We start from the raw sequence: 24,833 nt of genomic DNA on the forward strand, positions 1-24,833 counted from the left end.
TATAAATATTTAAAGCAAGTATTATTCTAAATTTTAATAAGCACAAGACTTGCTAAATCCTTATATTTTAAATTTTGTCATAACTTTTATTATAAATATTTTATCGAAAAATGTCAATTTGCATCAATTTAAATTATAATAAAAAGCCCATTTAAAAAATGGGCTTTTTTATGTTTATCTTTTCTTTCTTTTTATCTTATTAGTTTTACTGTTTCTTTCGTTTTTTTCATTTCTATTATTTCTAGAGTTATTATCTCTAGAGTCTTTATTTCCGCGTTTTCCTCGACTATCGTCTTTTTTATTTCCTCTTGATGAAGATTTAGATGAAGAGTTTTTAGTTTTGCTTTTATTGTTATAATTTCTAGGGTGTTCACCTCTAGGTTTTATTAAACATCTTGGACCAAATCCTATTAAATCTTCTCTTCCAGCTTCAACTAATGCTGCATGAACTAATTCATAGTTTCTTGGAGCTCTATATTGAAGCAATGCTCTTTGCATAGCTTTTTCATGTTTAGACTTTGGAACATATACAGGTTTCATAGTTAACGGGTCTATACCTGTATAGAACATTGTAGTTGATAAAGTTCCTGGTGTTGGATAAAAATCTTGAACTTGTTCTGGTTGATATTTAGTGTCTCTTAAATATTCAGCTAATTCTATTGCTGAGTTCAAAGTAGAACCTGGATGCGAAGACATTAAATACGGTATAATATATTGTTTTTTCCCAACTTTTTCACTTAACCTAAAGAATTTATCTCTAAATTTATCATAAGTGTTACCTGCTGGCTTTTGCATATGATCTAAAACTTCTTCAGCTATATGCTCTGGTGCAACTTTTAATTGTCCACTTACATGATGTTCAACAAGTTCTTTAAAGAACTTATCATTTTTATCTGCCATTACATAGTCATATCTTATTCCTGAACGTACAAACACCTTTTTAACTTTAGGTAAACTTCTTACTTTTCTTAAAAGTTCTAAGAAATCTGTGTGATCAACCTTTAAGTTTTTGCATGGTTCTGGGTGTAGACATTGTTTATTTTTACAAGCACCTTTAGTTATTTGCTTTTTACAAGCTGCATCTCTAAAGTTTGCTGTTGGTCCACCAACATCGTGTATATATCCTTTAAAATCATCTAGTTCAGTTATATATTTAGCTTCATCTAATATAGATTCATGGCTTCTACTTTGTACAGCTCTTCCTTGATGGAATGTTATAGCACAGAAAGAACAACTTCCAAAGCATCCTCTAGAACTTACGATTCCAAATTTAACTTCTTCTATTGCTGGTATTCCACCCATAGCTTTATAAATAGGATGATAATCCTTAGCATAAGGAAGTGCATAAACTGCATCTAGCTCTTCTCTATTTAATGGTTTTTCAGGTTTGTTTTGAACTAAATACTTATCTCCATGTCTTTGTATTATAACCTTACCTCTATATGGGTCTTGTTCGTCATACTGAATTTTAAATGCTTTAGCATATTCTTCTTTACTTGAAGAAACATCTTTAAATGATGGTATCTCTACATAATCATCATATATTTCATCTTTGCTATCTGCTATATAACAAGTCCCATTTACATGTCTTATATACTTTGGTTCAAAACCATCATTTAATGCATTTGCAACTTCTACGATTTGTTTTTCACTCATACCGTAAACTAACAAATCAGCTTGACTATCTATAAGCATAGATTTTCTTACTCTATCACTCCAATAATCATAATGCGCAAATCTTCTTAAACTAGCTTCAATTCCACCTATTATTATTTTCGCATCTTTATATGCTTCTCTTATTTTATTACAGTAAACTATAACAGCTCTATCCGGTCTAAGCCCCATTTTAGCTCCTGGAGAATACATATCTTTATCTCTATGTTTTTTACTTACTGAGTAATGATTTACCATAGAGTCCATATTTCCAGAGTTAACTAAAAATCCTAGTCTAGGCTCTCCTAATTTCATAAAGTCTTCTGTTGTTTTCCAATCTGGTTGTGCTATTATTCCAACTTTAAATCCTGCGTTTTCTAAAACTCTAGATATTATAGCTGTACCAAAACTATGATGGTCTACGTAAGCATCTCCTGTTACTAATACGAAGTCTACCTGTTCCCATCCTCTATCTACCATATCTTGTTTGCATATTGGTAAAAATTTATTTGTCATTTAATCACCTACTTATATGTCATTTATATTTATTATTAACTACTTTTATTAACTCGAATCAAATTTTCTTCCTAAGTTTCTATTATACCATTAACTTAGCTAGTATTTGTATGATTTTTTATTTCCATCAAAAATTTGCTTTTACTTGTGTAATACAACTAAGAAATGAATACAGTTTTTTAGTTAAATATATAAAGGTGCTAGTTATATAACTAGCACCTTTATATATTATTTTACATTTATGTTCATTTGCTCATTCTATAGAATTTATAATTATCAAAACCATATTTATTCTATAGACTACCTCTAATTTGGTATACTACGATTTTATAGTTATTATCGCACATAGTTAAATTTTCAAGTCTATAATTATAAATTCATACCAAATTGCACTTAATATTAAATTATACTTCTCAGTTTAAATAAGTTGTTTCATTTTAATTAAATTATTCATCACTTTCTTCTTTAATAAATTCAATTGTGTTTGCTACAGCATTAATTGAAAAACATTTATATAAGTTAAAAATAAAACTTTTTATCTCTAAAAACGCATATATGTTAAATAAAGTATAAATAAAAATCAATATAGTTGCTATAAAGTTATTAATACTATTGTCAAAATATATTATATGCCAATCAGGTGGTATAGTTTTTAATATAATTATTAGAATATAATTTATCACTATAATTAATAAATATACTATGGTTGTGTTAAAAAAGCTCAAATTATATGAATGAAATTGACTTTTATCCGAATCATTATTCAATAAGAACTCCTTCAATGTAGCCCCTTGTGCAAGTGCCTGAAAAATAGTATATCCCATAATTACTGCCCCAAACATAACTAGCGCAATTGTGTTTGAGGATTCCACAAGTAATAAAAACTTTGAAACTGTATCTTCCGAATATCCAATTCTAATTAAAGCTACTACTAGTATTAACATAGTCAACAAAATAGATATAAATATATTTTTTCGTTTTAAAGAATACTTAAATGATTTTAAAAATATATGCATAAAATCATCTTTTTCGATTTCATCTAATACATTAGAAGCATTTTTTTTAATTTTATCAATATCATCATATCTCATATTTTTAGTCCTTTATAATAAGCTAGCAATATTTTTTATTTTATTAAGAGCTTTAATATAAATATTCTTATTTTCTTCACTATATTCTTTTAATTCCTCTTTATCGTCAAGTTTATCTACAACATCGAGTATATTATCTGGATATTGTGCAGATTCATCTATTTTAACTTCTATTTTCTCAGAAAATTCATCATTCACCATTTTTCTTTTAGTACCATCTTCGAATGTTGTCCAAAGGGTAGCGTCTGAAGTCCCTTTAGTATTTTCAATAAATTCTCCTACACCTTCTATATTTTTAGGACTTCTATAATCAAGAGTTCCTGTTTTACTTCCAAGACTATCTAATTGACTTCTTAGAGATTTTATTGTAGAAGATGTGTCTACATCACCATTTAAAGGATAAAATTTTAAAGATAATTTCTGTATAGATTTTACTGATTCCAGTTGTTTTTTTATTTCATATTTTGATGGTATACTAGCTATATTTAAATTAACATAAGGAATTTTATTTTTATTTTTTCTATTAATTTCATTTCTAGTTTGCTCTAAAGTTTCTCTTATTGTCGCTCTAAAATTCCTAATATCTGGGCTTCCTTTTTGATTTTGAACTAATATCATTCTATGATTCTTAAGATATATAGCAAATATTGAATATGGATCAGCTTTTACTTTATCATCTATATCTACTAACCCACTCTCTGCATAATATCTAGACTTAATCTCTAAAATAGTACTCTTAACTAATATCCCTGTAAGTATATATTCTTCTGGTTTATATTCAATTAATTTAACCCTATCAAAAAAATAAGTGTCGTTTGAAGCGAATCGCTTTAATCCCCCATTAAAAGCTGGTAATATTAATTCTTCAAAATATGTAAGCATTGGCTCATCATTTAGGCCATACGTACAATTGAAATTTGCTAATGTAACTCTTTTTTTGCTCCCCATTAAATATGTCTCCTTAAAATTATAATTTTTCCATAGTATATATTAACATATTTTACCTATTTAGAATATAATTTGCTATTATATTAATTAAAAATATACTAGCTATATTTTTAGTTTAGTTTAAGTTCAATTACACTAAAAAAGTGATTATATTCCTTGTTTTTTGTAGTATTTAGAACTTTTAACTTTATCATCTTAATATTGTTTTAGTTTTTATATCATGTTTATTATCTCTGTACAGTTTATTAGATTTCAATAAATATAAGTATACGCTTATCATAAGTATTCCTTTTATTATGCTAGTTATGGTTATGCTCCACCAAACTCCACTTAAACCTAAAATTTCTGGACTTGATAAAAAATATGCTATAGGGACCCTTGCCCCAGTTAATACAGTTACTACAATAGATGGTATATACGTTCTTCCTATACCCTTAAATGCTCCTGATGTTATTATCTCTACACACATAAATAACTGAGAATAACCTAATATTTTTAAATATTTTGTTCCTTCAGCTATAGTTTCAGTTTCATTTATAAATATAGTAAATATTGATTTCCCTCCAAATATTAAAATTAATGTATTTAATATCCCTAGTAAACTAGCAATTATAAGAGTTATTTTGAACCCTTTATTTATTCGGTCGTATTTGTTGGCTCCATAGTTTTGACCCGAAAAGCTACTAAACGCCACAGCTATCCCATCTGCAGTCATCCAAGAAATAGCTTCTATCTGAGCACCAACCTTTTGAGCTGCAATAGCTACTGGTCCCCACGATGCTACAATTACTCCAAGTAGCATTGAAAATATAGTAAACATACCACTTTGTATCGCTACTGGCATACCCAATTTAACTAATGCCTTATAATATGCAAAGTTAATATTCTTAAAAAACATAATTTTAAAATACTGGTCGTTTCGCTTTATAATCATTACTATAAAACACATTGTAACTACAACTTGAGAGAAAACTGTAGCTATAGCAGCTCCTGCTACCCCTAATTTAGGTATTGGTCCAAAACCTATTATAAGTAATGGATCTAATATAATATTAGTTATAAGTCCTATGGTATTTATTCTAAATGGAGTTTTACTATTACCCATTCCATTGAATATAGCTGTAAATATTGGGTTTATAAAATAAAATATCATTCCTATAGCTACTATAACAAGATACTCTTTAGACATCCTTATAACATCTGCATCTCCAAGGTTAAAAAATCCTATTAGTCCATCCTTAAATACAAGCAATATTAAAGTATATAAAATAGCCAATATTATATTAACTTCTATCGCCGCTTTTATATACGACTTAGTGCTTTCAATATCATTTTTCCCCATACTTTGAGCTACTTGAACTTCTCCTCCAACCCTAGATATAGCTATAAGTGCCATTCCTAACCATGGAAAAAATCCTGCTGTACCTACTGCTGCAACAGCACTGCTTCCAGCCTTGCCTACCCAAATCATATCTATCATATTGTACGCCATTTGTATAAAAGAAGTACCCATTATAGGAAGTGCTAACTTTATTAGCTTTTCTGTAATTTTACCTTCTGTTAAATCTATCCTTTCTTTCATCCATACACCTCTTTTCTTAAAGAATTTTCTGACATTTAGCTATACATAATAATAATATCTATTAATTTATTTTTTTGCTATATTATTTTTTCTTTTAAATTACAAAAGCTTGATTATATAAAATATAATCAAGCTTTTTATTAAAGTGATTTGTACATTATTTCAAATTTATTTTTCATAACCTTATATTGACTTACCATTTCATTTAAGTGTTGGAATATACTTTTATCTAGGTGTTCATCTTTATATGAATGCAACAAATTATTTCCACCTTCTATTCCCATATCAATAGCATTTACAGTATGTTTAATTAATTCTTTGTCATTATCTATAAACATATCCTTTAATTTTTCAAACATACTTGCCATTTCTCCAGCTACACCTAATGAAGTCGTAGGCTCTCCGCCAAGTTGCTTTATATATGAACTTACCTTTTCGTCCTGCTCTCTAAATATTACCATACTTTTTGTAAGTTCACTTTTTAATTCTTTATTTTCAGCTTTATCTTGATAAACTCTAAATGTGTCTGCTCCCATATGAACGCCTCTTAAAAACTTATTTAGCTCTTTTATAAGTTCATCATGTTTATCCATAATTATCACCTCATCCTTAGTTTTCTACCAAAGATTTATATTATTCACATAAATTAAAATATATTATTTTCAAAGTGTCTACATCTATTTATCATAAATTCCATAGTATTTAAAAATTCATCAACTTCTTCAGTTGTATTGTAAAGTCCTAAACTAGCTCTAACCATACCAGCTGCTTTACAATCTCTATTTAATAATTTTTGAGCTTCTGCGTCATCTATTCCAAGTAATCTTCTTACATAAGTGTGTGCACAAAACGCGCCTTGTCTTACAGCAATTCCTCTAATATATGATAATCTATCAGCTACTGAATCAAAATTTATACCGTCTACATTAAAAGTAATAACTCCTAATCTATCTTTGTCATTTGAGTCTCCATAAAGTACTACCCTATCAATATCTTCAAGGCCTTTTATAAGTCTATTTTTCAGTAATTCTTCATGCTCTTGAATTTTATCAAATCCTATTTCTTTTAGTTTATTCATAGCTGTATACATAGCTACAACACCTAAATAGTTAGGAGTTCCAGCTTCAAATTTTGATGGTAATTCACTCCAATAAATATCATAGTCAAATACTAAGTCTACAGCTCCTCCACCTTTTAAAAATGGTTCTTTATCTTCTAAATCTTCTTTAAGTCCAACAACTACTCCAGTTCCATATGGTGCATACATTTTATGAGCAGATAATGCTAAAAAATCTATAGCATCATCACTTCCAGTTCCTTTCATATTAATTTCTCTGTGAGGAGCTAATTGAGCTGCATCAACAATAATTTTTGCACCATACTTATGCGCTAACTTAGCTATATGATGTATTGGATTTACGTATCCTGTTACATTAGATGCTCCAGTTACACTTACAAACTTAACTTCACCTCTATTTTTAATTAATTGTTCTTCTATATCATCGACTTTTAATTTTCCTTCATTATCTACATCTATATAAATAACATTTGCATTATACCTCCATGGTAGGTCATTAGCATGATGTTCCATTCTTGTAGTAATAACTTTATCATATTTGCTATTTATCAATGCATTTGCTAACAAGTTTATTCCCTCTGTTGTATTTTTAGTAAATATTACAGTATATCGATCATCATCTTTTAAGTTAAAATATTCCTTAACATAATCTCTGCATTTTTCATAAACTCTGTTTGAATACTCTGATTTTGGCCCCTTACCTCTACCTATAGATCCATACATTTGCATATGTTTAAAAATTTCTCTGTCTACACATTTAAAAGGAGGTGTTGTCGCTCCATTGTCAAAGCATATAGGTGTTGCATATGCTCCATCTCCTAGTTTTATGGTTAAATCTACTCCATCAAACATAGGTCTATAATTGACTTCTTTTCTATACATTTATTTTCCCCCTAAAAAACAAATTTAAAAATATTTATATTAACTCTTCATTAATAGTATTCAAAATTAGTTCATAATGTGCTTTCATTCTATCTATTACATGTAAATTTCAAACGTAAAAAGACTATCCTATACCCATTTATTCAATGGTTTTAGGATAGTCTCTTTATAAAAAACTTTTAATTGTATCTTTTATATTATTCGATTCCATAATACTAGACATAACTGCGATATCATCACAGTAATTTAAAGTTTCTTTCGCATTATCTGGTAAAATTCCTCCTAGTGCTATTAACTTTATATCATATCCATTTAATTCACTTTGAGCTTGCTTTAATAAACTTATTCCTTTTGGCTTTAAATTTAATTTACACTTAGTTTCATATATATGTGAAAATATTAAATACGAAATTGAATATTTTTTCACCTCGATAATCTCTTCTATACTATGTGTAGATACTCCAATAATTTTTTCTTTATATTCGAGTTTATTTTTAAATTTATTAAACATATCAAACGACATGTGTATACCATCAGCATCTACTGAATTGAAAATTTCATAATTACCATTTATTATAATTTTAGTTTTTTTATTTACACGTTCTCTAGTTTTAAAATACAGGTTTTCTAACTCATCATTTTTCAAATCTTTTTCTCTTAATATAATGTTTTCAACACCATTAAAAGATGCTTCTTCTAGTACTTCTAAATATCTTTTCTCATTACATAAATGTCTATTAGTTATAAGGTACATTGAAATCTTTCCCAGTCTTTAAATATTTGTTGATACCCTATATCATTAAGCATTTTTTTTATTTGTAATACGCTGCTTTCATCACTTATTTCAAATTGTTCTGTTCCCTCTCCATCTGATGAATGTCCGCCAACATTAGTAGATACTCCCGCACTTAGTTTTGTAACCCCAAGAGGAATTAAATTTTTTCTTAGACTTAAACTTTCTCTAGTAGATAAATTTATTCCTCCTTGATTATCAAATAATCTCATAACTATCATAACTTGTACTAAATCCTTATCACTAACTTCTATAAGATTTTCATAACAACCTTTAAAAGGTCTTATCCTAGGTATTGAGTATGACACATCAACTTGAGGATATTTATTTCTTATATATCTTCCATGCATCAAAGTAAAAAAAGTTTCTTCTCTAAAATCATTAAGTCCTAATAAAGCTCCTATAGATATACTTCTCATTCCAGATTTTGCAGCTCTCTCTGGTGCATCTAATCTATATTTATAATTAGATTTAGGTCCTTTTAAGTGAACATTTTTATATATTTTTTCATTGTATGTTTCTTGATATACAGTGATACCTTCAACCCCTTTTTCATATAGGTATCTATATTCATCCTCATCCATTGGATAAACCTCTATTGTTATAGATGGGAATATATCATTTAAAACAGAAACAGCATCTCCTATATATTTTACATCTGAATGGATTTTACTTTCTCCTGTTAAGAGTAATAAATGTTTAAATCCATCTTTAGATATAGCTAGTCCTTCATTGTATATCTCATCTGCATTTAGTTTTTTTCTCTTTATATCAGAATCTATATTGTAACCACAGTATACGCATTTGTTTACACAGAAATTTGAAATATACATAGGTGTATATAAAAGTATAGTTTTTCCAAAGTATCTATTTGTTATTTCATTTGCCTTTTGGGCCATTAGTTCAAGATACTTAGTTGCTGTTTTTGATAGTAAATTTAATAAGTCATATTCATCTAAACTATCCTTTTGTAGACTTCTTAAAACATCTTCATCTCTTACATTGTTCAAATAAGAATCTATATTAAAATCTTTATATGAATCTATAAATTTATAAAAACTCAATTCTAAACACCTACCTCGCTTAAAAATCCTGTTAAAGGTGATGATGCATTTGCATAATTTGTAACTCTACCAGCCTTAGCTAGATATGCTTCTCTTCCACCTTCAACAGCTAATTTAAATGCATTTGCCATTTTTATTGAATCTTGAGCACTAGATATTGCAGTATTAACTAGTACTGCAGCTGCTCCCATTTCCATAGCTTCCATAGCTTGCGAAGGCTTCCCTATTCCTGCATCAACGATTATAGGTATATCTATTTCATCAATCATAATTTTTATCATTTCTTTCATCTTAAGGCCTCTATTAGATCCAATTGGTGCTCCTAATGGCATAACTGCTGCTGCTCCAGCTTCTACAAGTTTTTTTCCTGCATATAAATCTGGTGTCATATACGGCAATACTATAAATCCTTCATCCGCCAAAATTTTAGTAGCTTTTATAGTTTCTTCGTTGTCTGGTAATAAATACTTAGAATCACTTATTACTTCTATTTTTATGAAATTCCCACATCCCATTTTTCTAGCTATCCTAGCAATTCTAACTGCTTCAACATGATTTGTTGCACCTGAAGTATTTGGTAGTATAGTCATTTTTTTAGGAATATGACTTATAATATTTTCATCTTTATTATCTAAATCAACTCTTCTTAATGCTACAGTTATAATCTCACTTTCACTTGATTCTATAACTTTTGGCAAAATCTCATTTGAGCCATATTTACCCGTTCCTATTAATAGTCTGCTGTTAAATTCATGTCCCCCTAATACTAATTTATCCATTTTTATCCCCCTCTATTTTATGTATTCTATCAATATCTTAGTAGCTAGATTGGCCATATGGTTTGCACAAATAGATACTCTAGGTGCCATAAGTCCATCCCCTTCTTTTGCTTCACTTACTTCATCTCCACATATAAAAAATTTCTCTTTTATCTTTCTTGTTTTTATCATGTTCGAATCATAAAAACCTGCCATTCCAGATGATGAAATAAGGTATTTATTTTTCATATTCTTTAATACAAAACTTGCAATTTCAGCTTTATATTTAGGACTATCAAATGCCTCCATTATAATATCTACATCCTCAAATTCATTTATATTTGATGAATCTATAATTTTATTTACAGTATCTATTTTTATAAATGGATTTATATTTTTTATATGATTTTTAATTGCATCGGTTTTATACTTGCCTATATCACTTATAAAGTATTGTTGCCTATTTAAGTTAGATGGTTCAACTACATCAAAATCTGCTAATATTAGATGTCCTACTCCTATTCTTGCAAGTGATATAGCGATATTAGAACCAAGACCTCCAAGTCCTAAAACAACTACTTTACCTTTTTTCAAACTAGCATGGATATTTGGAGTATGCCTTGCTACCATTAAACTTTCTAGCTCCTCAAATGTAGGAATTTCTCCTTTTTTTATTAAGGTAACTCTATCTCCATCTTTTAAAAGTTTATTTTCTGAAATAGGATATCCATTTAATATAACTACGTCTGCATTCTTTTTAAACCTGTCTTTTATCAAATTAATACTTACTTCAGTCTCATTTAAAGTTTCTAAAGTTTCATTTATAAACAGTTTCACTTTAACCCCCTCCCACAAACCTTATAACTTCTACGATATCATCTGACTTTAATATATATGTGCTATATTGATGATTTTCAATGATATCTAGATTAACTTCTACAACAACATTATCAACTTTAAGTTTTAATTCCTCTAGTAAGTTTAAAATCGTAGTACCAGGTTTTAAATAAATCGCTTTCCCATTTACCTTCATATATTCCTCCTTAAGCACAAAAAAGCGTCCTCTTTTTAGAGAACGCTTTTATATGCATCAAAAATAATGCTTACTTACTATATTAAGCTTCCCTACGCAAGAATTACCTTGATCAGGTTTTTAGGGTCTGAAAGTTACGGCTTTACTTCTCAACTATCCAATCATAGCTCCCCTAGCCTTTTATTCATTTTTACAAGTTGAGTATATCATAGTATTTTTCTATATTCAATAAAAAGTTAATACTTATATTTTTATACAGGCTTTTATAATATGACAATAAAAATAGTATCTAGTTAATACTAGATACTATTTTCTCTCGTCTATTTTATTTTAAATCTTTGAATTTATCTTTAAATAAATCTCCTAATGATCCTAATGACTCTTCTACCTCTAAAAATTCAGAGTAATCTTCTTCAGGCTCTTTTGTAGCTTCTTTTAATGATACAACCATTCTCTTATCTTTATTTTTTATATCTATTATCATAACATCTATTATGTCTCCAACATTAACAACATTAGATACTTTCATAACTCTTTCTTCACTTAATTCAGATATTGGTAAGAATGCTTCTACTCCAAGCTTAACTTCTACAAAAGCTCCTCTTTCTATAAGTTTTAAAACTTTAACATTAACAATATCTCCAACTTGCATTTCTTCTTTTACAGAATTCCATGGATCATTGTTTATATCTTTTATAGCTAGTCCTACTTTTTTATTTTCTTTGTCTATTTTTATAACATATACATCTACTTCTTGTCCTTCTTTTACTACATCTTCAACTGATTCTACTCTATGCCAAGCTAATTCATTTATATGTGCTAATCCTTCTATTCCACCTAAATCTATGAATGCTCCATAATTCATTATTTTAGTTACTTTACCACTTCTTTTTTGGCCTATTTCAAGAGAGTTAAATAAATCCTCTTTAGCTTGCTTAACTCTTGCTCTTTCAGCTTCTCTCTCAGCCTTCATTTTTGCTCTTTTAGCTGCCTTTTCAACTTCTACTCTTTCATGAGCAACTTCTCTATGAGATGCAACTATTCTATTTCTTCTTAAATCCATTTCTATCATATAAACTTCTAAATCACGACCTACATATGCAGCTGTATTGTTTACAAATGTAACATCTATTTGAGATAACGGTATAAATACAGTTTCTGTCTTATAACTTGCAAATAGTCCTTTTTCAATACTTCTTTCTACATGAACAGTTAGTATAGTATGGTTATCTAAAGCTTCTTTTAGCTCTTTTCTAGTAGCTTCAATAACAGCTTTTTTAGCTGATAAATACATTGTTCCATCTTTACGATTTATCTTAGTTATTTCTCCACTTATTTCTTGTCCAACACTATACTTATCTTCTATTGTTTCATCTTTAGCTAATATAAGTTCAGATATAGATATAATTCCTTCAAATCCATAATTTAATTCTAAATGTAATTCATCATATAATACTTTAGTTATTTTTCCGCTTACTGTCTGACCTATTTTTATACTACTCATTTCTTTTTCTTGTTGCTCTAAAAGTTCTTGCATAGTTTGATTGTTCTCCATTAAACTTCATCCCTTCCTATGTAAACGTTTATATAATTTTTGTATTTAATCATATACTATTATATCACTAACGATATATTATTTGATATTATTAATTGTTTTTACTTTCCAAAAAAATATTCTTTTATATATTCTTCGTTAAAATTCACCACTAAATTTCCTGGGAAATTTACTTCTTCTAGTATTTTTGTACAATTTTCAAAATTACCAACCTGATAGTATATATGTGCATCACTACCTAAAATAACCTTAACATCATGTTTTTTGCAAAGATTTAATAAAACTTTAGCATTTTCTATTGCTCCAACTCTAAAACTATTAGTTCTTAATGAAGAGTTGTTTATCTCTAGTAAAGTATTAGTTTCCTTAGCTTTTATTACAACTTTTTCATAATCAACAGGATATCTACTATCATCTAAATGTCCTATTATTTTCACCTCTTTATTTTCCATTACATTTAATATTGCTTTTGTATTTTCATGTATGTTTCCAGGATTTATGCACGGTGGATGGAAGCTAGCTATAACATAGTCTAATTTTCCAACTACATCACTTGGAATATCTATATTACCATCAAAATCCATTATATTAGCTTCTATTCCTTTTAACACTTTAACTCCATTTATTTCTTCTTTTATAACACCTAAATTCCCAAAATAAAAAGGATGTGTACTTCCAGGCATATTAGGAGCATGGTCTGATACACCTACATACTTTAGCCCTTTTAATTTGGCTTCATCTATATTCTCTTTAAGTGTGCTATATGCATGTCCACTTGCAATAGTATGGCAGTGTAAATCTATAATTGCATTCATATTTAATCCTCCTATGTTTTAACTATCTCTTATTATTATATACCCTTTAGTTATATGTATATAATAAATTTATATAAATTTAAAGCTATGGTAAATTTTATTCACCATAGCTTGTTAAATTACTCATCTTTAGTTTTCGCAATTTCTACTGTTGGTTGCATTGAATGATCTATAGATAAAGTTTTTTTGTAGAATACACTAAAGCATATTATTGTTACAATTGCTGCAGTTATATCTGCAACTGGCTCTGCTGTTAATACACCTTGTAATTTATTTTCAAAGAATATTGGTAATATAAATATTAATGGTATCAATAATATTATCTTTCTAAGTAAAGCTAATATCATAGATATTTTTGCTTGACCTAAAGCAAGGAATGTCTGCTGACAAGCAATTTGTGCTCCAAATAATAGTATTCCCGCAAAGTAAATTCTCATACTCCATACAGTTATTTCTACAAGTTGAGGATTACTATTAAATATAGATACAAATACTTGTGGGAATATCATTATAGCTCCCCACATTATAGTTGTGTAAACTAAACAGCTTACTAATAATAGTTTAAATGTTTTTCTAACTCTATCTAACTTATCCGCTCCATAGTTAAAACTTATTATAGGTTGTGCACCTTGAGTTAATCCCATCATAGGTAGTAATATTATTTGCATAACACTACTCATTATAGTCATCGCACCTATAGCTAAATCTCCACCATATTTAGCAAGATTGTTATTCATAGATATAATTACTAAACTTTCAGTTGCTTGCATTATAAATGGTGATATTCCTAAAAGTAAAATAGGCCCAATAACTTTTAAATTTGGAACTACATATTTCTTTCTTATCTTAAGGACACTTTTCTTTCCAACTAAGAATAATAAAACCCATACTGCAGAAACAAACTGTGCACTTATTGTTGCTAATGCCGCCCCTTTAACACCCATGTTAAATCCAAATATTAAAATCGGGTCTAGTACTATATTTATTATTGCTCCGATTAATACTGTTATCATACCTGTTTTTGCAAAACCTTGTGTATTTATAAAAGGATTTAGCCCTAAACCAATTTGCACAAATAAAGTTCCTATAAGATATATGCCAATATAATCATTTGCATATCCGATAGTGTCTTTACTAGCTCCAAAAGCCCAAAGTATGTTTTCTTTAAAAATTAAAAGAGATACAGTTAATATAATTGCTATTATTACTAGTGTAGAAAAACTGTTAGTCATTATTTTTTCTGCACCATCATTATCTTTTTCCCCCATTTTTATAGCAGCTAATGGAGCTCCTCCCATACCTACTAATGCACTAAATGCTGATACAATCATTATTATTGGAAATGCTACTCCAACACCAGCCATTGCTAGCTCCCCATTAGGCATTCTACCTATGAAAATTCTATCAACTATATTGTATAAAACATTAACTAGCTGAGCTATTATAGCAGGTAAAGCTAATTGAAATAATAATTTTCCAACGCTACCTTTACCTAAATCTGTCGTTTGTTTCCCCATAATCGACCTCCATTTTTAAATTTATTATTTTATATAATATCATATTCATTAATAAACTTAAATATTTAACTTTAAAATATTTAAGTTTATTAACAGATTTGCTATTTATCAATATTTTCCAAGTATATATATACCTATTTTACAGTTTATCAAACAATGAGATATTATGGTATTCTTCTTTTTCACAGTCTAGTAAATTAGATATAGTTACTCCAATTAATCTAATTTGCCTTTCTTTATCTTTTACTTTCTCTATTAAAATATTTGTATTTTTTAATATATCATTATATGTATTTATTGGAGATTCTAATGTGCTTCGTTTTGTAACTTGTTTGAAGTCTGCATATTTTATTTTAATAGTTATAGTCTTTCCACATTTATTAGTATACTCTAATCTCTTACATACATCTTTTACAACATCTTTCACATGTTCGTTTAGTTCATCGGAGTCAAAGTATACATTAGAAATAAAAGTACTTTCTGCTCCTACGGATTTTCTTTCTCTGCTAATTTGAACTGGTCTATTATCTATACCTCGAGCAAAATTATACATATCATATCCTTTTTTCTTAAAGATCTGCTCTAGCTCAATTAAAGTCATATTTCTTAGGTCATATCCTTTTTTTATACCCATCATTTTTAAAGTTTTAGAAGTTACCTTCCCAATTCCAAAAAATTTATTAATAGGTAAATCATCTATAAATTCCTGAGCTTTATCTGGGGTTATAACTGTAAGTCCATTAGGTTTTTTATAATCTGATGCAATTTTGGCTAAAAATTTATTATAAGATACACCTGCAGAAGCTGTTATTCCTATTTCATTTTTTATATCTTCTTTTATTTGTTTTGCAATTGTAGTAGCATATTTTATTTCTTTTTTATTTATAGTTACATCTAAGTATGCCTCATCTAGAGATAAAGGCTCTATTATATCTGTATATCTTTTAAATATTTCTCTTATTTGATACGATATTTTTTGATATACTTCAAATCTTGGAGGTACAAAAACTGCATGAGGACAACGTACATAAGCTACACTAGATGGCATAGCTGAGTGTATTCCAAATATTCTTGCTTCATATGAGCATGTAGCAACTACTCCTCTTCCTTCTGGACTTCCTCCAACTATAACTGGTTTTCCCTTTAACTTAGGATTATCTCTTTGCTCTACAGATGCATAAAATGCATCCATATCTATATGAATTATTTTTCTTTCACTGTCCACTAAAACACCTCCTTGCCGAAATATTCATAAAAAAACCGCATTGTAATTTTACAATACGGTTATATATCTGTAATTAATTTTGATATAAGTTAGCTGATGGATATTCTGGATCAGAAGTTGTATCTACTCCTAATTTTCTAAATGTTTGTTCATCATTTAAACTTAACATAGTAGTTGAATGTGCTTGAGCACCTTTTAACATACTTAATTTTTCCATAGCTGCTTGAGCTGTTGGATTTGTAACTGCACATATACTTAATGCTGTTAGAATTTCTTCGCAACTTAAAGCAACATTTCTATTACCTAAAGTATTTGCTTTTAAGTTTATAATTGGTTCTAAAACTACAGGTGATATTAAATGCATATCATCATTTATATTTGCAAAATGTTTTATAGCATTTAAAACTGCTGCAGCTGTTGCATTCATAGTTTCTGAAGCTTTTCCTGTAAGTATAGTTCCATCATTAAGTTCTAATGCAACTACTGGACATATATCGTTAGGAGTGTTTGAAACTTCCTTTAATTTAGCACTATATTCTCTAGCTGGTATTACAACTTTTCTATCTTCTGGCTTTAAATTTAATTCTTCCATTATAAGTTTAATTCTATCGTAAGCACCTTTATCAACTTGTCCTTTTTTATATTCACAAGCTGTTTTGAAGTATCTTCTTATTATCTCTTGTCTTGAAGCTTCTTGAACTACTTCATCATCAACTATTCCATATCCTACTCTGTTAACACCCATATCTGTTGGAGATTGGTAAACAGATTCTTTTCCTGTTATTTTTTCTATTATTTTCTTTAAAACAGGGAATAATTCTAAATCTCTATTATAGTTAACTGACATTTGTCCATATTTTTCAAGGTGGAATGAATCTATCATGTTAACATCTTTTAAATCTACTGTTGCAGCTTCATATGCTATATTTAAAGGATGTTTTAATGGCACATTCCAAACTGGGAATGTTTCAAATTTAGAATATCCAACTTCATTTCCTCTTTTGTTTTCATGGTATAACTGACTTAAACAAGTTCCTAATTTTCCGCTATTTGGACCTGGTGCTGTTACTACTACTATAGGTTTAGTTGTTTCTATATATGGGTTAGCTCCATATCCTTCATCACTAACTATAGTATCTACATCACTTGGGTATCCTTTTGTTGGAGCATGTTTATATACCTTTATACCTCTACGCTCTAATTTATTTATAAAAACTGTTGTTGCAGGTTGTCCTTCAAATCTTGTTATAACAACACTGTTAACATCTAGTTCATATGCTCTTAAATCATCTATTAATCTTAAAACTTCCATATCATAAGTGATACCAAAGTCTCCTCTTATTTTATTTCTTTCTATGTCACCTGCATAAACACATATCACAACTTCTAGTTTATCTTTTAAGTTTTGTAATACTTTTATTTTTGCATTTTCATCAAATCCTGGTAAAACTCTTTTAGCGTGAAGATCAAACATTAACTTCCCACCGAATTCTAAGTATAACTTATCATAGTTATTAACTCTCTCTAAGATATATTTAGACTGCTCTTCTAAATACTTTTTGTGATCAAATCCTATTTTCATTGTTCTTCCTCCTAGATAAATTGTAAATTTAGTAGATATTTTTCAAAAAATAAATTAAAATTAAATTAAATAAATAAAAAAATAATATAAATAGATTATAGTCTTAAATTTTCACGTATCCATTTCATATCATATATAACTATAACCCAATTTAAAGTAAAATAATATCATAAATTTTTATATTTTTCTAGTGTATTTTCTAAAATCAATAAAAAAAAACTAACTCCAAATGAGTTAGTTTAATCAAAATATCTACTAAATGTTTAATCTATTTATCTTAGGACTTACTATTCTAAATCATTTAAGAACTATTTGCAATATGTTTTTTTAATTTCTATTTAAATTTTCAGTATATTTTTTCCAGCTTGACTCAATAATATATTTATATTGTAGTGGGAGGTGTTTTTTTGATTAAGTGTTTATCTACAAACTGCACTTTTAATAATAGCGGAGTATGCTCTGCGTCTGTAATTCATATAGAAGGATTCGATGCTGACATTACACCTGAGACTTACTGTAAAACATTTGTTGAAGCAGATAATTCTGCTAAAATGACAAATTCCGTATGTGAAGCCGAAACTTCTTCTAAAAATATAATTTGTAGTGCTTCTAACTGTACATACAACTTTAATGGCGCTTGTAAGTCTTCAGATGTTCAAATCAACTCTTTAAATAATACTTGCGAAACATTTATAAAAAGATATTTTAACAGCAATTATGAATATTAATTAAAGGCACCTTTCATAGGTGCCTTTAATATTTGTGCACTAATTTGTCCCTAATTTAATAATATATTATTAATCATTTTATATATTAGGGGTGAATTCAGTTGATAGAGTCGTTAATTTTAGTTTCTTCTTTATGTATAGATACTTTTGTAGCTAGTATAGCTTATGGGACCGATAGAATAAAAATCCCTTTTTATTCTAATTTAGTAATAAATTTAGTTTGTTCCTTATTTCTTGGGATAGCTTTGGCTCTTGGTGGATTTTTAAAAGATTTTTTATCTCCAAGTACAGCAAGTGTTTTAAGTTTTGCATTATTACTATCTCTTGGTTTTTTTAGGCTATTTGAATCTTTTTTTAAAACCTATGTTAGAAAATTTTCTAGTGCAGGTGCACCTTTGACTTTTAAAGTATTTGACTTTAAATTTGTTTTAGAGATTTACGCTAATGAAACTAAGGCTGATTATGACAAGTCCAAAACTCTTACACTTAAAGAAGCTGTATATTTAGCTGTCGCACTTTCATTAGATAGTTTAGCTGTTGGATTCGGTAGTAGTTTGGTATCAATAAATCATTTACAAGTTGTTATACTATCTTTCGTTATAGGAACTTGCTGCCTTTTTATAGGCGTTCGTATAGGTAAAAAATTTATAGAGAAAGTAGATTTAAATCTTTCTTGGCTTTCTGGATTAATGCTTATTGTTTTAGCATTTATTCGTTTTATATAAAAAGAGAAGCATATTGCTTCTCTTTTTATTTTTATGCAAAATCTATTTCATCAAAACTAAAATCTTCCTCTTCATTAGCTTCTTCTAATTCTTTCTTTATCATATTTCCTTCATATACTTTAAAGAACGGATAATATGTCACTACACTTATTAATACTAATGCGCATACAAATATAACATTTCTAATATCCATAGATGATAAGTATGCTTGTGCAAAGAATGGTGTAAATGATGGATCTACTATATACCCACAAGTTATAACTCCTATCTTTTGTGCAAAATAAGTAAGTGACACTGATATAATCGGAGTTATTATAAATGGTATAGCAAGTATAGGATTAAATACTATAGGCCCTCCAAATATTATAGGTTCGTTTATTCCACATATACCAGGTACAATAGATAGTCTACCTAATGATTTTAAGTGTGTAGATTTACTTTTAGCCATTAAAATAGCTAACCCCAATGTATTTCCTGCTCCACCTAAAATTGCTATTCTAAACATTTGTAAATTCATTAAAACATTAGGATCTTGTCCTGCTGCTACTAAATCTGAATTTAGTCCTGTATTACTAAGGCCTAATGCAAATGCTATTGGAAATATTATAGATGTCCCATTTACTCCAAATAGCCATAAAAGATTACCAAAGGTAATAAGCATTAAATATCCCCATATATTATCAGCTACACTAAGAGCTGGAGTAAGTATACTCATTATAGACTGAGGTAAACTCATTCCTGTATTTGCTATTATAATTACATTTAAACCATATAATACAACTATGTTTAATAAAAGAGGTATTAATGTGTTTATAAAAGATGAAACAGCAGAAGGAACTGAACTAGGCAAGTTAAACTTCCAATTCATTTTATCTACTAACCTACTTATTTCAACCGACGCAATTCCTATTATAATAGCTACAAACAGTCCATCTGCCCCTAAAAATGACATTGGTATATTGCCATCATTGCTAGGTGCACAAATCATAAAAAATAGTGCTGTTGATATAAGTCCGGACATAGCTGCATTCATCTTGTAGTTACTAGCTAATGTATACGCTATTGCAAATGCAGACATTAATCCAAGAAGACCCATCGTCATATCAAATGGAGCTGTTATAGTCGAGTAATTATCAACTGCAAATTCTTTCCACGATAGTAAGAACTGTATAAATACATTACTATTATTAGGATCAACTAGCTCAGGATTTATAGGTGGATTTGCTATTATTAAAAATAACGATCCAACTACTATTAGTGGTAATGTCATCATCATACCTGTTGAAATAGCATTTAAATGTCTTTGACTCCCAATTTTAGCTCCAATAGGAGATAATACTTTATCTAATTTATCTAAAAGCTTATTTTGTCCCATTTAAACAATCTCCCTTTTTATAAATTCTAGATTTTATTCTTGCCAAGGATTATATTGGAATGCACTTTCTACTGCATCTTCTGGTTTATATACCTCTAATATCTTTCCATATCTCTCTTTGTAATCATTATCTACTTCCATTTGAGGTATAACTTTGCTAGCCTCATTTAAAAAGTGGAATGAATCTCTTCCCATTTCTGCCCCTCTTACAGTATGCTTATCAAGTGCATAATCTGGAATTTCAGGTATTTTCCCCATTGCAAATCCCTTTATAACTATATTTTTTAATAGATCACTTGAACGATCTTTTTGACATTTACATAAATATCTTATCGCATGTATAAAGTATATTGGTCTATCCCCATCTGCATAAGAAAATTGCTTTCTCATTTCATATAAATTATTAACTATAGTACAAGCCATAGGATCTCCCATACCTATATCCTCTACAGTTATAGTTAATAACCTTCTCCAAAGTTTCTCTTCCATTTGAGGTGATGTTATGTACATTTCATATGCAAACTCACAAGCTTGCTCCTCTAACCCTCTTCTTATTGATTTTTGAAGTGATGATATTACCTCATCTCCATTTAGCCCATTACGAGTTTTTATTCTTGCCCACGGATCTTTTATAAATTTTTCAGCCATGATGTCTACCTCCATATATTTTTATTTATATTTTTTTAAAATTCATATATAATAGCCTTTGAGGTGGTTAAATATGAATTTTGAATATCTTCGTGATAAGTACCAACTATCTAAAATAGAACAAAATATTTTAAAATATCTATATGATAATATTGATAACTTGAAAAAAATAGGTATACGAAAAGTTGCTCAGGACAACTTTACTTCAACAACTATTATATATAAACTTTGTAAAAAACTAGGTTTTGAAGGTTACTCAGATATGATTTATAATATATCTTACTCTAGCAAGTCTAATGATACAGATACTAATGTAGATATATTTTCAAATGCATATAACCAACTAAACTTAAATTTAGTTCCTTTATCTAAAACACTAAAAGAATCTAAAAACAAATTAATAATGTTATTAGGAGTCGGATATTCTCAAATGATTGCAAATTATATGAGCGAGCGCTTTGTTATAAATGGATTTAAATGTATAGCTAACACTCATCTGCAACTTTTAGATAAATCTAACGCTAAAGATGTTTTACTAATAGCTATATCAAATTCAGGTGAAAGCTCTAGCATATTAGACGTAGTTCAAACAGCTAAAAATAATGATATTAAAATAATTAGTTTTGTTGGTAATGAAAATTCTACGCTTGCTAAACTTTCTGATTTTCCTATAATTTTAAAAGGCTTTGAAAAATTTCCAAATTTAAAAAATCCACCTAATACATTCTTCTCTGAGGTTTTATTGTTATTTGAATGTATCATAAGTAACATTGATTAATTTTGCATTAAAGTAATATTAATATTTTTTTAGTTTTTTTTAAATATCTTTTAAGTGTTTAGAAAAAAGTTTTCAAATAAAAAACATTTTATTAAAAAGTTCTTAATTTTAGGACTTTTTTATTTGTACTTTTACATATATATTCATAAAATTATGACCATAATTTATAATATAGTTAGAATTAATGACCTTATTATGATATTATTAATAGGTTGTCTTAAATTAAATTAGCAATATTTTGAGAGGTAAATAATATGAATTTTAAAGAATTAGGAATTAATGATAATACGATAGAAAAATTAAAAATAATGGGAATAACTAACCCTACTCCTATTCAAGAGGAAAGTATTGGACTTATAAAATCTGGTAATGACATAATCGCTGAAGCTCAAACAGGTACTGGTAAAACTTTAGCATTTTTACTCCCTATATTAGAAAATATTTCGCCTGAACTTGGACATGTACAAGCTTTAATTGTTTCTCCTACTAGAGAACTTGCTATACAAATAACAAAAGAAGCAGAAAAACTTTGTGAAGATACTGATATAAATTTATTAGCAATGTATGGTGGAAAAGATATAGGTGCACAATTAAAAAAATTAAAAAAGAATATTCACTTAGTTATAGCTACTCCTGGTAGATTATTAGACCATATAGAGAGAGAAACTATTGACCTTAGTAAATTAAAAGTAATAGTTTTAGATGAGGCAGATCAAATGCTATTTATGGGATTTAGGATTGAAGTTGAAACAATACTTAGACAAACTCCTAAAAATCGTCAAATGCTTTGTTTCTCTGCAACAATGGATTCTGCTGTTAAGAAATTAGCATATAAATATATGAATAATCCTTCTGTAGTTAGTGTTCAAAAGGAAGAGATAACTCTTACTAATATAAAGCAAAATGTAGTTGAAACTACAGATAGAGGAAAACAAGATGCTCTATGTTCTGTACTTGATTCAGATAATCCATTCATGGGAATAATTTTCTGTAGAACTAAAGCTAGAGTTGATAAACTTGAAGAGGTCTTACACAGAAGAAAGTACAACTGTGCTAAACTTCATAGTGATATAAAACAATCTCATAGAGAACGAATAATGAAATCATTTAGAAATGCAGATATTCAATATCTAATAGCAACAGATGTTGCATCAAGGGGACTGGACATAAGTGGGGTATCTCATGTATACAATTATGATATTCCCGAAAACGCTGAAACATATATCCATAGAATAGGAAGAACAGGAAGAGCCGGTGAAGAAGGTTACACTTGTATGTTCGTTGATCCTAAAGATCACAACACACTAAAAGAAATAGAAGAAGCTATCGAAATGGAAATACCAAGAAGAGAAATCTAATATAATTATACTCTAGGATATTTAATTAAATATTCTAGAGTATGTAAATAAGCTATACTTCAATTTCAACTATCTCACTTAGCTCCACTCTTCCACCTATCATAAGTCTTGTAATTTTTCCATTATTTCTATAAACTTCACTTTCTATAATTCCACCTGGTTGGTTTATTCTACAATTAAAAATATCCTTTTTATGTAATTCACTTAAATATATAGCCGTAGCGATAGTTCCACTTCCACAGCTACTTTCAAAAACAGTAGTATCTATATCTCTAACATATACTACAGGTGTAATGTAGTATTTTTCTCTATTTAGAAACATAACCCCTAATGCCTCAACATCATAACTTTCAATAATATTATTTTTAATATATAAAAAGTTTTCTTTATTAGCCTCAATGTTTTCTACAATAACATGCCAAATACCATCAAATATTATTAAAGGTAGATTAATATATTTATCAATATTTACATAAGTAACATTTTTCGGTAATGGAATTTCTGCTTTTGCAGTTTTATATACATTATCAACTTCTACATGTAATGCTTTATTACTTCCACTTATTTCAACTTTAACATTACCTTTTTCAATTGATCTATTTTTAGAAATTATCATTCCAAAGCTTCTCAAAGCATTTCCACAAAATTCTCCACCCATCATTTCTAATCTAGCTTCTCCATCCATTATAGGTCTTTTTACAAATCCAACTTGTTCAGCTTTCAAATTAGATTTATTTAAAATATCATTTGATACACTAAAATAATTTTCTTTTTTAATATCATCCAATACAACTATAGTTATATTATTCGCAGGATTTGCTATTACAACATTATACTTTATATAAATCCCCTCCAAAATTTTAATATAATTATTAAAATTTATTCTAATAATAGTGATTTATTCTAAAATATAAATAAAACGTAATCTTTTTATATTTTACACATCAAAAAAAGTGGTTGATATTTGATTTGCAGCGAAGTGGTCATTTAAAGCATCTTTTCTTATCCTTTATATCATACCGTACAAGCGTAATTCTTTTATATTTTACACAACAAAAAGTGGTTGATATTTAATTTGCAGCGAAGTGGTCATTTAAAGCATCTTCTCAGCTTTATGACCCAAGCGCAA

22 protein-coding genes, 1 pseudogene and 1 riboswitch are annotated in these 24,833 nt (G+C 28.3%); of the genes and pseudogenes, 4 read left to right on the top strand and 19 right to left on the bottom strand.

The annotated features are described in order from the left end of the window. Positions 1-174: 174 nt before the first annotated feature. From RWY47_RS08445 to RWY47_RS08520, 16 genes and pseudogenes are all read right to left on the bottom strand, one after another. Entirely contained in the window at positions 175-2,169 is a 1,995-nt protein-coding gene (locus RWY47_RS08445) for a YgiQ family radical SAM protein (RefSeq protein WP_021428574.1), read from the bottom strand. Positions 2,170-2,615: 446 nt separating this feature from the next. Next, positions 2,616-3,260 carry a hypothetical protein gene (locus tag RWY47_RS08450; RefSeq protein WP_224171066.1) on the bottom strand — a complete coding sequence of 215 codons (645 nt, stop codon included), beginning with the start codon at positions 3,258-3,260 and terminating at the stop codon, positions 2,616-2,618. Positions 3,261-3,272: 12 nt separating this feature from the next. Beyond that, on the bottom strand, positions 3,273-4,208 hold the full coding sequence (locus tag RWY47_RS08455) for a hypothetical protein (RefSeq protein WP_224171065.1): 936 nt from the start codon (positions 4,206-4,208) through the stop codon (positions 3,273-3,275). A 190-nt stretch (positions 4,209-4,398) separates the two neighbouring features. Then, positions 4,399-5,799, bottom strand: a pseudogene (locus RWY47_RS08460) (MATE family efflux transporter); the annotation flags it as partial. A gap of 131 nt (positions 5,800-5,930) precedes the next feature. Then, complete coding sequence (locus RWY47_RS08465) at positions 5,931-6,383, bottom strand: DUF2383 domain-containing protein (RefSeq protein WP_224171064.1); 453 nt, start codon at positions 6,381-6,383, stop codon at positions 5,931-5,933. 53 nt (positions 6,384-6,436) lie between these two features. Continuing rightward, positions 6,437-7,750 carry an aminotransferase class V-fold PLP-dependent enzyme gene (locus RWY47_RS08470; RefSeq protein ID WP_150841765.1) on the bottom strand — a complete coding sequence of 438 codons (1,314 nt, stop codon included), beginning with the start codon at positions 7,748-7,750 and terminating at the stop codon, positions 6,437-6,439. Positions 7,751-7,916: 166 nt separating this feature from the next. Next, positions 7,917-8,504, bottom strand: coding sequence for a thiamine phosphate synthase (locus tag RWY47_RS08475; RefSeq protein WP_224171063.1), 588 nt, complete (start codon positions 8,502-8,504; stop codon positions 7,917-7,919). Next, complete coding sequence (thiH, locus tag RWY47_RS08480; protein WP_150841763.1) at positions 8,492-9,607, bottom strand: 2-iminoacetate synthase ThiH; 1,116 nt, start codon at positions 9,605-9,607, stop codon at positions 8,492-8,494. Before thiH ends, RWY47_RS08475 begins: the two co-directional genes overlap by 13 nt. 2 nt (positions 9,608-9,609) lie before the next feature. Next, positions 9,610-10,386: a thiazole synthase gene (locus RWY47_RS08485; RefSeq protein WP_021428542.1), complete on the bottom strand. Its 777-nt coding sequence runs from the start codon at positions 10,384-10,386 to the stop codon at positions 9,610-9,612. A gap of 12 nt (positions 10,387-10,398) precedes the next feature. Continuing rightward, entirely contained in the window at positions 10,399-11,202 is an 804-nt protein-coding gene (thiF, locus tag RWY47_RS08490; RefSeq protein WP_150841762.1) for a sulfur carrier protein ThiS adenylyltransferase ThiF, read from the bottom strand. 1 nt (position 11,203) lies between these two features. Beyond that, on the bottom strand, positions 11,204-11,398 hold the full coding sequence (gene thiS / locus RWY47_RS08495) for a sulfur carrier protein ThiS (RefSeq protein WP_150841761.1): 195 nt from the start codon (positions 11,396-11,398) through the stop codon (positions 11,204-11,206). A gap of 72 nt (positions 11,399-11,470) precedes the next feature. Continuing rightward, positions 11,471-11,582, bottom strand: a riboswitch (TPP riboswitch). A 141-nt stretch (positions 11,583-11,723) separates the two neighbouring features. Beyond that, complete coding sequence (locus RWY47_RS08500; RefSeq protein ID WP_150886432.1) at positions 11,724-12,953, bottom strand: 30S ribosomal protein S1; 1,230 nt, start codon at positions 12,951-12,953, stop codon at positions 11,724-11,726. Positions 12,954-13,054: 101 nt separating this feature from the next. Beyond that, the gene (locus tag RWY47_RS08505; protein WP_150841755.1) at positions 13,055-13,768 is read right to left on the bottom strand and encodes a phosphatase; all 714 of its coding nucleotides are present in this window, start codon (positions 13,766-13,768) and stop codon (positions 13,055-13,057) included. Positions 13,769-13,887: 119 nt separating this feature from the next. Beyond that, on the bottom strand, positions 13,888-15,285 hold the full coding sequence (locus RWY47_RS08510; RefSeq protein WP_150841754.1) for an MATE family efflux transporter: 1,398 nt from the start codon (positions 15,283-15,285) through the stop codon (positions 13,888-13,890). Positions 15,286-15,424: 139 nt separating this feature from the next. Continuing rightward, entirely contained in the window at positions 15,425-16,510 is a 1,086-nt protein-coding gene (gene dinB, locus RWY47_RS08515) for a DNA polymerase IV (RefSeq protein ID WP_150841753.1), read from the bottom strand. A 73-nt stretch (positions 16,511-16,583) separates the two neighbouring features. Continuing rightward, positions 16,584-18,092, bottom strand: coding sequence for a DUF1846 domain-containing protein (locus RWY47_RS08520; RefSeq protein WP_021428561.1), 1,509 nt, complete (start codon positions 18,090-18,092; stop codon positions 16,584-16,586). 407 nt (positions 18,093-18,499) lie between these two features. Between RWY47_RS08520 and RWY47_RS08525 the strand changes: the two genes are divergently transcribed. Next, a complete protein-coding gene (locus RWY47_RS08525) occupies positions 18,500-18,820 on the top strand; it encodes a DUF1540 domain-containing protein (protein WP_024620018.1) in 321 nt (106 codons plus the stop codon). 101 nt (positions 18,821-18,921) lie between these two features. Further along, entirely contained in the window at positions 18,922-19,545 is a 624-nt protein-coding gene (gene ytaF, locus RWY47_RS08530; RefSeq protein ID WP_021428571.1) for a sporulation membrane protein YtaF, read from the top strand. Between the two features lie 31 nt (positions 19,546-19,576). Here ytaF and RWY47_RS08535 read toward each other — a convergent pair whose 3' ends face one another. Continuing rightward, entirely contained in the window at positions 19,577-20,920 is a 1,344-nt protein-coding gene (locus RWY47_RS08535) for a PTS sugar transporter subunit IIC (RefSeq protein WP_024620019.1), read from the bottom strand. Positions 20,921-20,953: 33 nt separating this feature from the next. Then, entirely contained in the window at positions 20,954-21,568 is a 615-nt protein-coding gene (locus tag RWY47_RS08540) for a mgsA AAA+ ATPase (protein WP_021428555.1), read from the bottom strand. Positions 21,569-21,641: 73 nt separating this feature from the next. Here RWY47_RS08540 and RWY47_RS08545 point away from each other — a divergent pair, with 73 nt between their 5' ends. Together RWY47_RS08545 and RWY47_RS08550 are read left to right on the top strand one after the other, a co-directional pair. Continuing rightward, a complete protein-coding gene (locus RWY47_RS08545; protein ID WP_168932722.1) occupies positions 21,642-22,346 on the top strand; it encodes a MurR/RpiR family transcriptional regulator in 705 nt (234 codons plus the stop codon). A gap of 254 nt (positions 22,347-22,600) precedes the next feature. Then, positions 22,601-23,704, top strand: a complete 1,104-nt coding sequence (locus RWY47_RS08550) for a DEAD/DEAH box helicase (protein WP_021428559.1) — start codon at positions 22,601-22,603, stop codon at positions 23,702-23,704. 52 nt (positions 23,705-23,756) lie between these two features. On the opposite strand, the gene RWY47_RS08555 is transcribed toward RWY47_RS08550, so the two are convergent. After that, on the bottom strand, positions 23,757-24,560 hold the full coding sequence (locus tag RWY47_RS08555) for a hypothetical protein (RefSeq protein ID WP_168932723.1): 804 nt from the start codon (positions 24,558-24,560) through the stop codon (positions 23,757-23,759). Positions 24,561-24,833: the final 273 nt, after the last annotated feature.

Source organism: Paraclostridium sp. MRS3W1 (genome assembly GCF_032465715.1).
Lineage (GTDB): Bacteria > Bacillota > Clostridia > Peptostreptococcales > Peptostreptococcaceae > Paraclostridium > Paraclostridium dentum.

Coding starts and splice junctions, on each gene's coding strand:
- RWY47_RS08445 (WP_021428574.1), bottom strand. CDS start 2,169: ATGACAAATAAATTTTTACCAATATGCAAACAAGATATGGTAGATAGA.
- RWY47_RS08450 (WP_224171066.1), bottom strand. CDS start 3,260: ATGAGATATGATGATATTGATAAAATTAAAAAAAATGCTTCTAATGTA.
- RWY47_RS08455 (WP_224171065.1), bottom strand. CDS start 4,208: ATGGGGAGCAAAAAAAGAGTTACATTAGCAAATTTCAATTGTACGTAT.
- RWY47_RS08465 (WP_224171064.1), bottom strand. CDS start 6,383: ATGGATAAACATGATGAACTTATAAAAGAGCTAAATAAGTTTTTAAGA.
- RWY47_RS08470 (WP_150841765.1), bottom strand. CDS start 7,750: ATGTATAGAAAAGAAGTCAATTATAGACCTATGTTTGATGGAGTAGAT.
- RWY47_RS08475 (WP_224171063.1), bottom strand. CDS start 8,504: ATGTACCTTATAACTAATAGACATTTATGTAATGAGAAAAGATATTTA.
- RWY47_RS08485 (WP_021428542.1), bottom strand. CDS start 10,386: ATGGATAAATTAGTATTAGGGGGACATGAATTTAACAGCAGACTATTA.
- thiS (WP_150841761.1), bottom strand. CDS start 11,398: ATGAAGGTAAATGGGAAAGCGATTTATTTAAAACCTGGTACTACGATT.
- RWY47_RS08500 (WP_150886432.1), bottom strand. CDS start 12,953: ATGGAGAACAATCAAACTATGCAAGAACTTTTAGAGCAACAAGAAAAA.
- RWY47_RS08505 (WP_150841755.1), bottom strand. CDS start 13,768: ATGAATGCAATTATAGATTTACACTGCCATACTATTGCAAGTGGACAT.
- RWY47_RS08510 (WP_150841754.1), bottom strand. CDS start 15,285: ATGGGGAAACAAACGACAGATTTAGGTAAAGGTAGCGTTGGAAAATTA.
- RWY47_RS08520 (WP_021428561.1), bottom strand. CDS start 18,092: ATGAAAATAGGATTTGATCACAAAAAGTATTTAGAAGAGCAGTCTAAA.
- RWY47_RS08535 (WP_024620019.1), bottom strand. CDS start 20,920: ATGGGACAAAATAAGCTTTTAGATAAATTAGATAAAGTATTATCTCCT.
- RWY47_RS08540 (WP_021428555.1), bottom strand. CDS start 21,568: ATGGCTGAAAAATTTATAAAAGATCCGTGGGCAAGAATAAAAACTCGT.
- RWY47_RS08545 (WP_168932722.1), top strand. CDS start 21,642: ATGAATTTTGAATATCTTCGTGATAAGTACCAACTATCTAAAATAGAA.
- RWY47_RS08550 (WP_021428559.1), top strand. CDS start 22,601: ATGAATTTTAAAGAATTAGGAATTAATGATAATACGATAGAAAAATTA.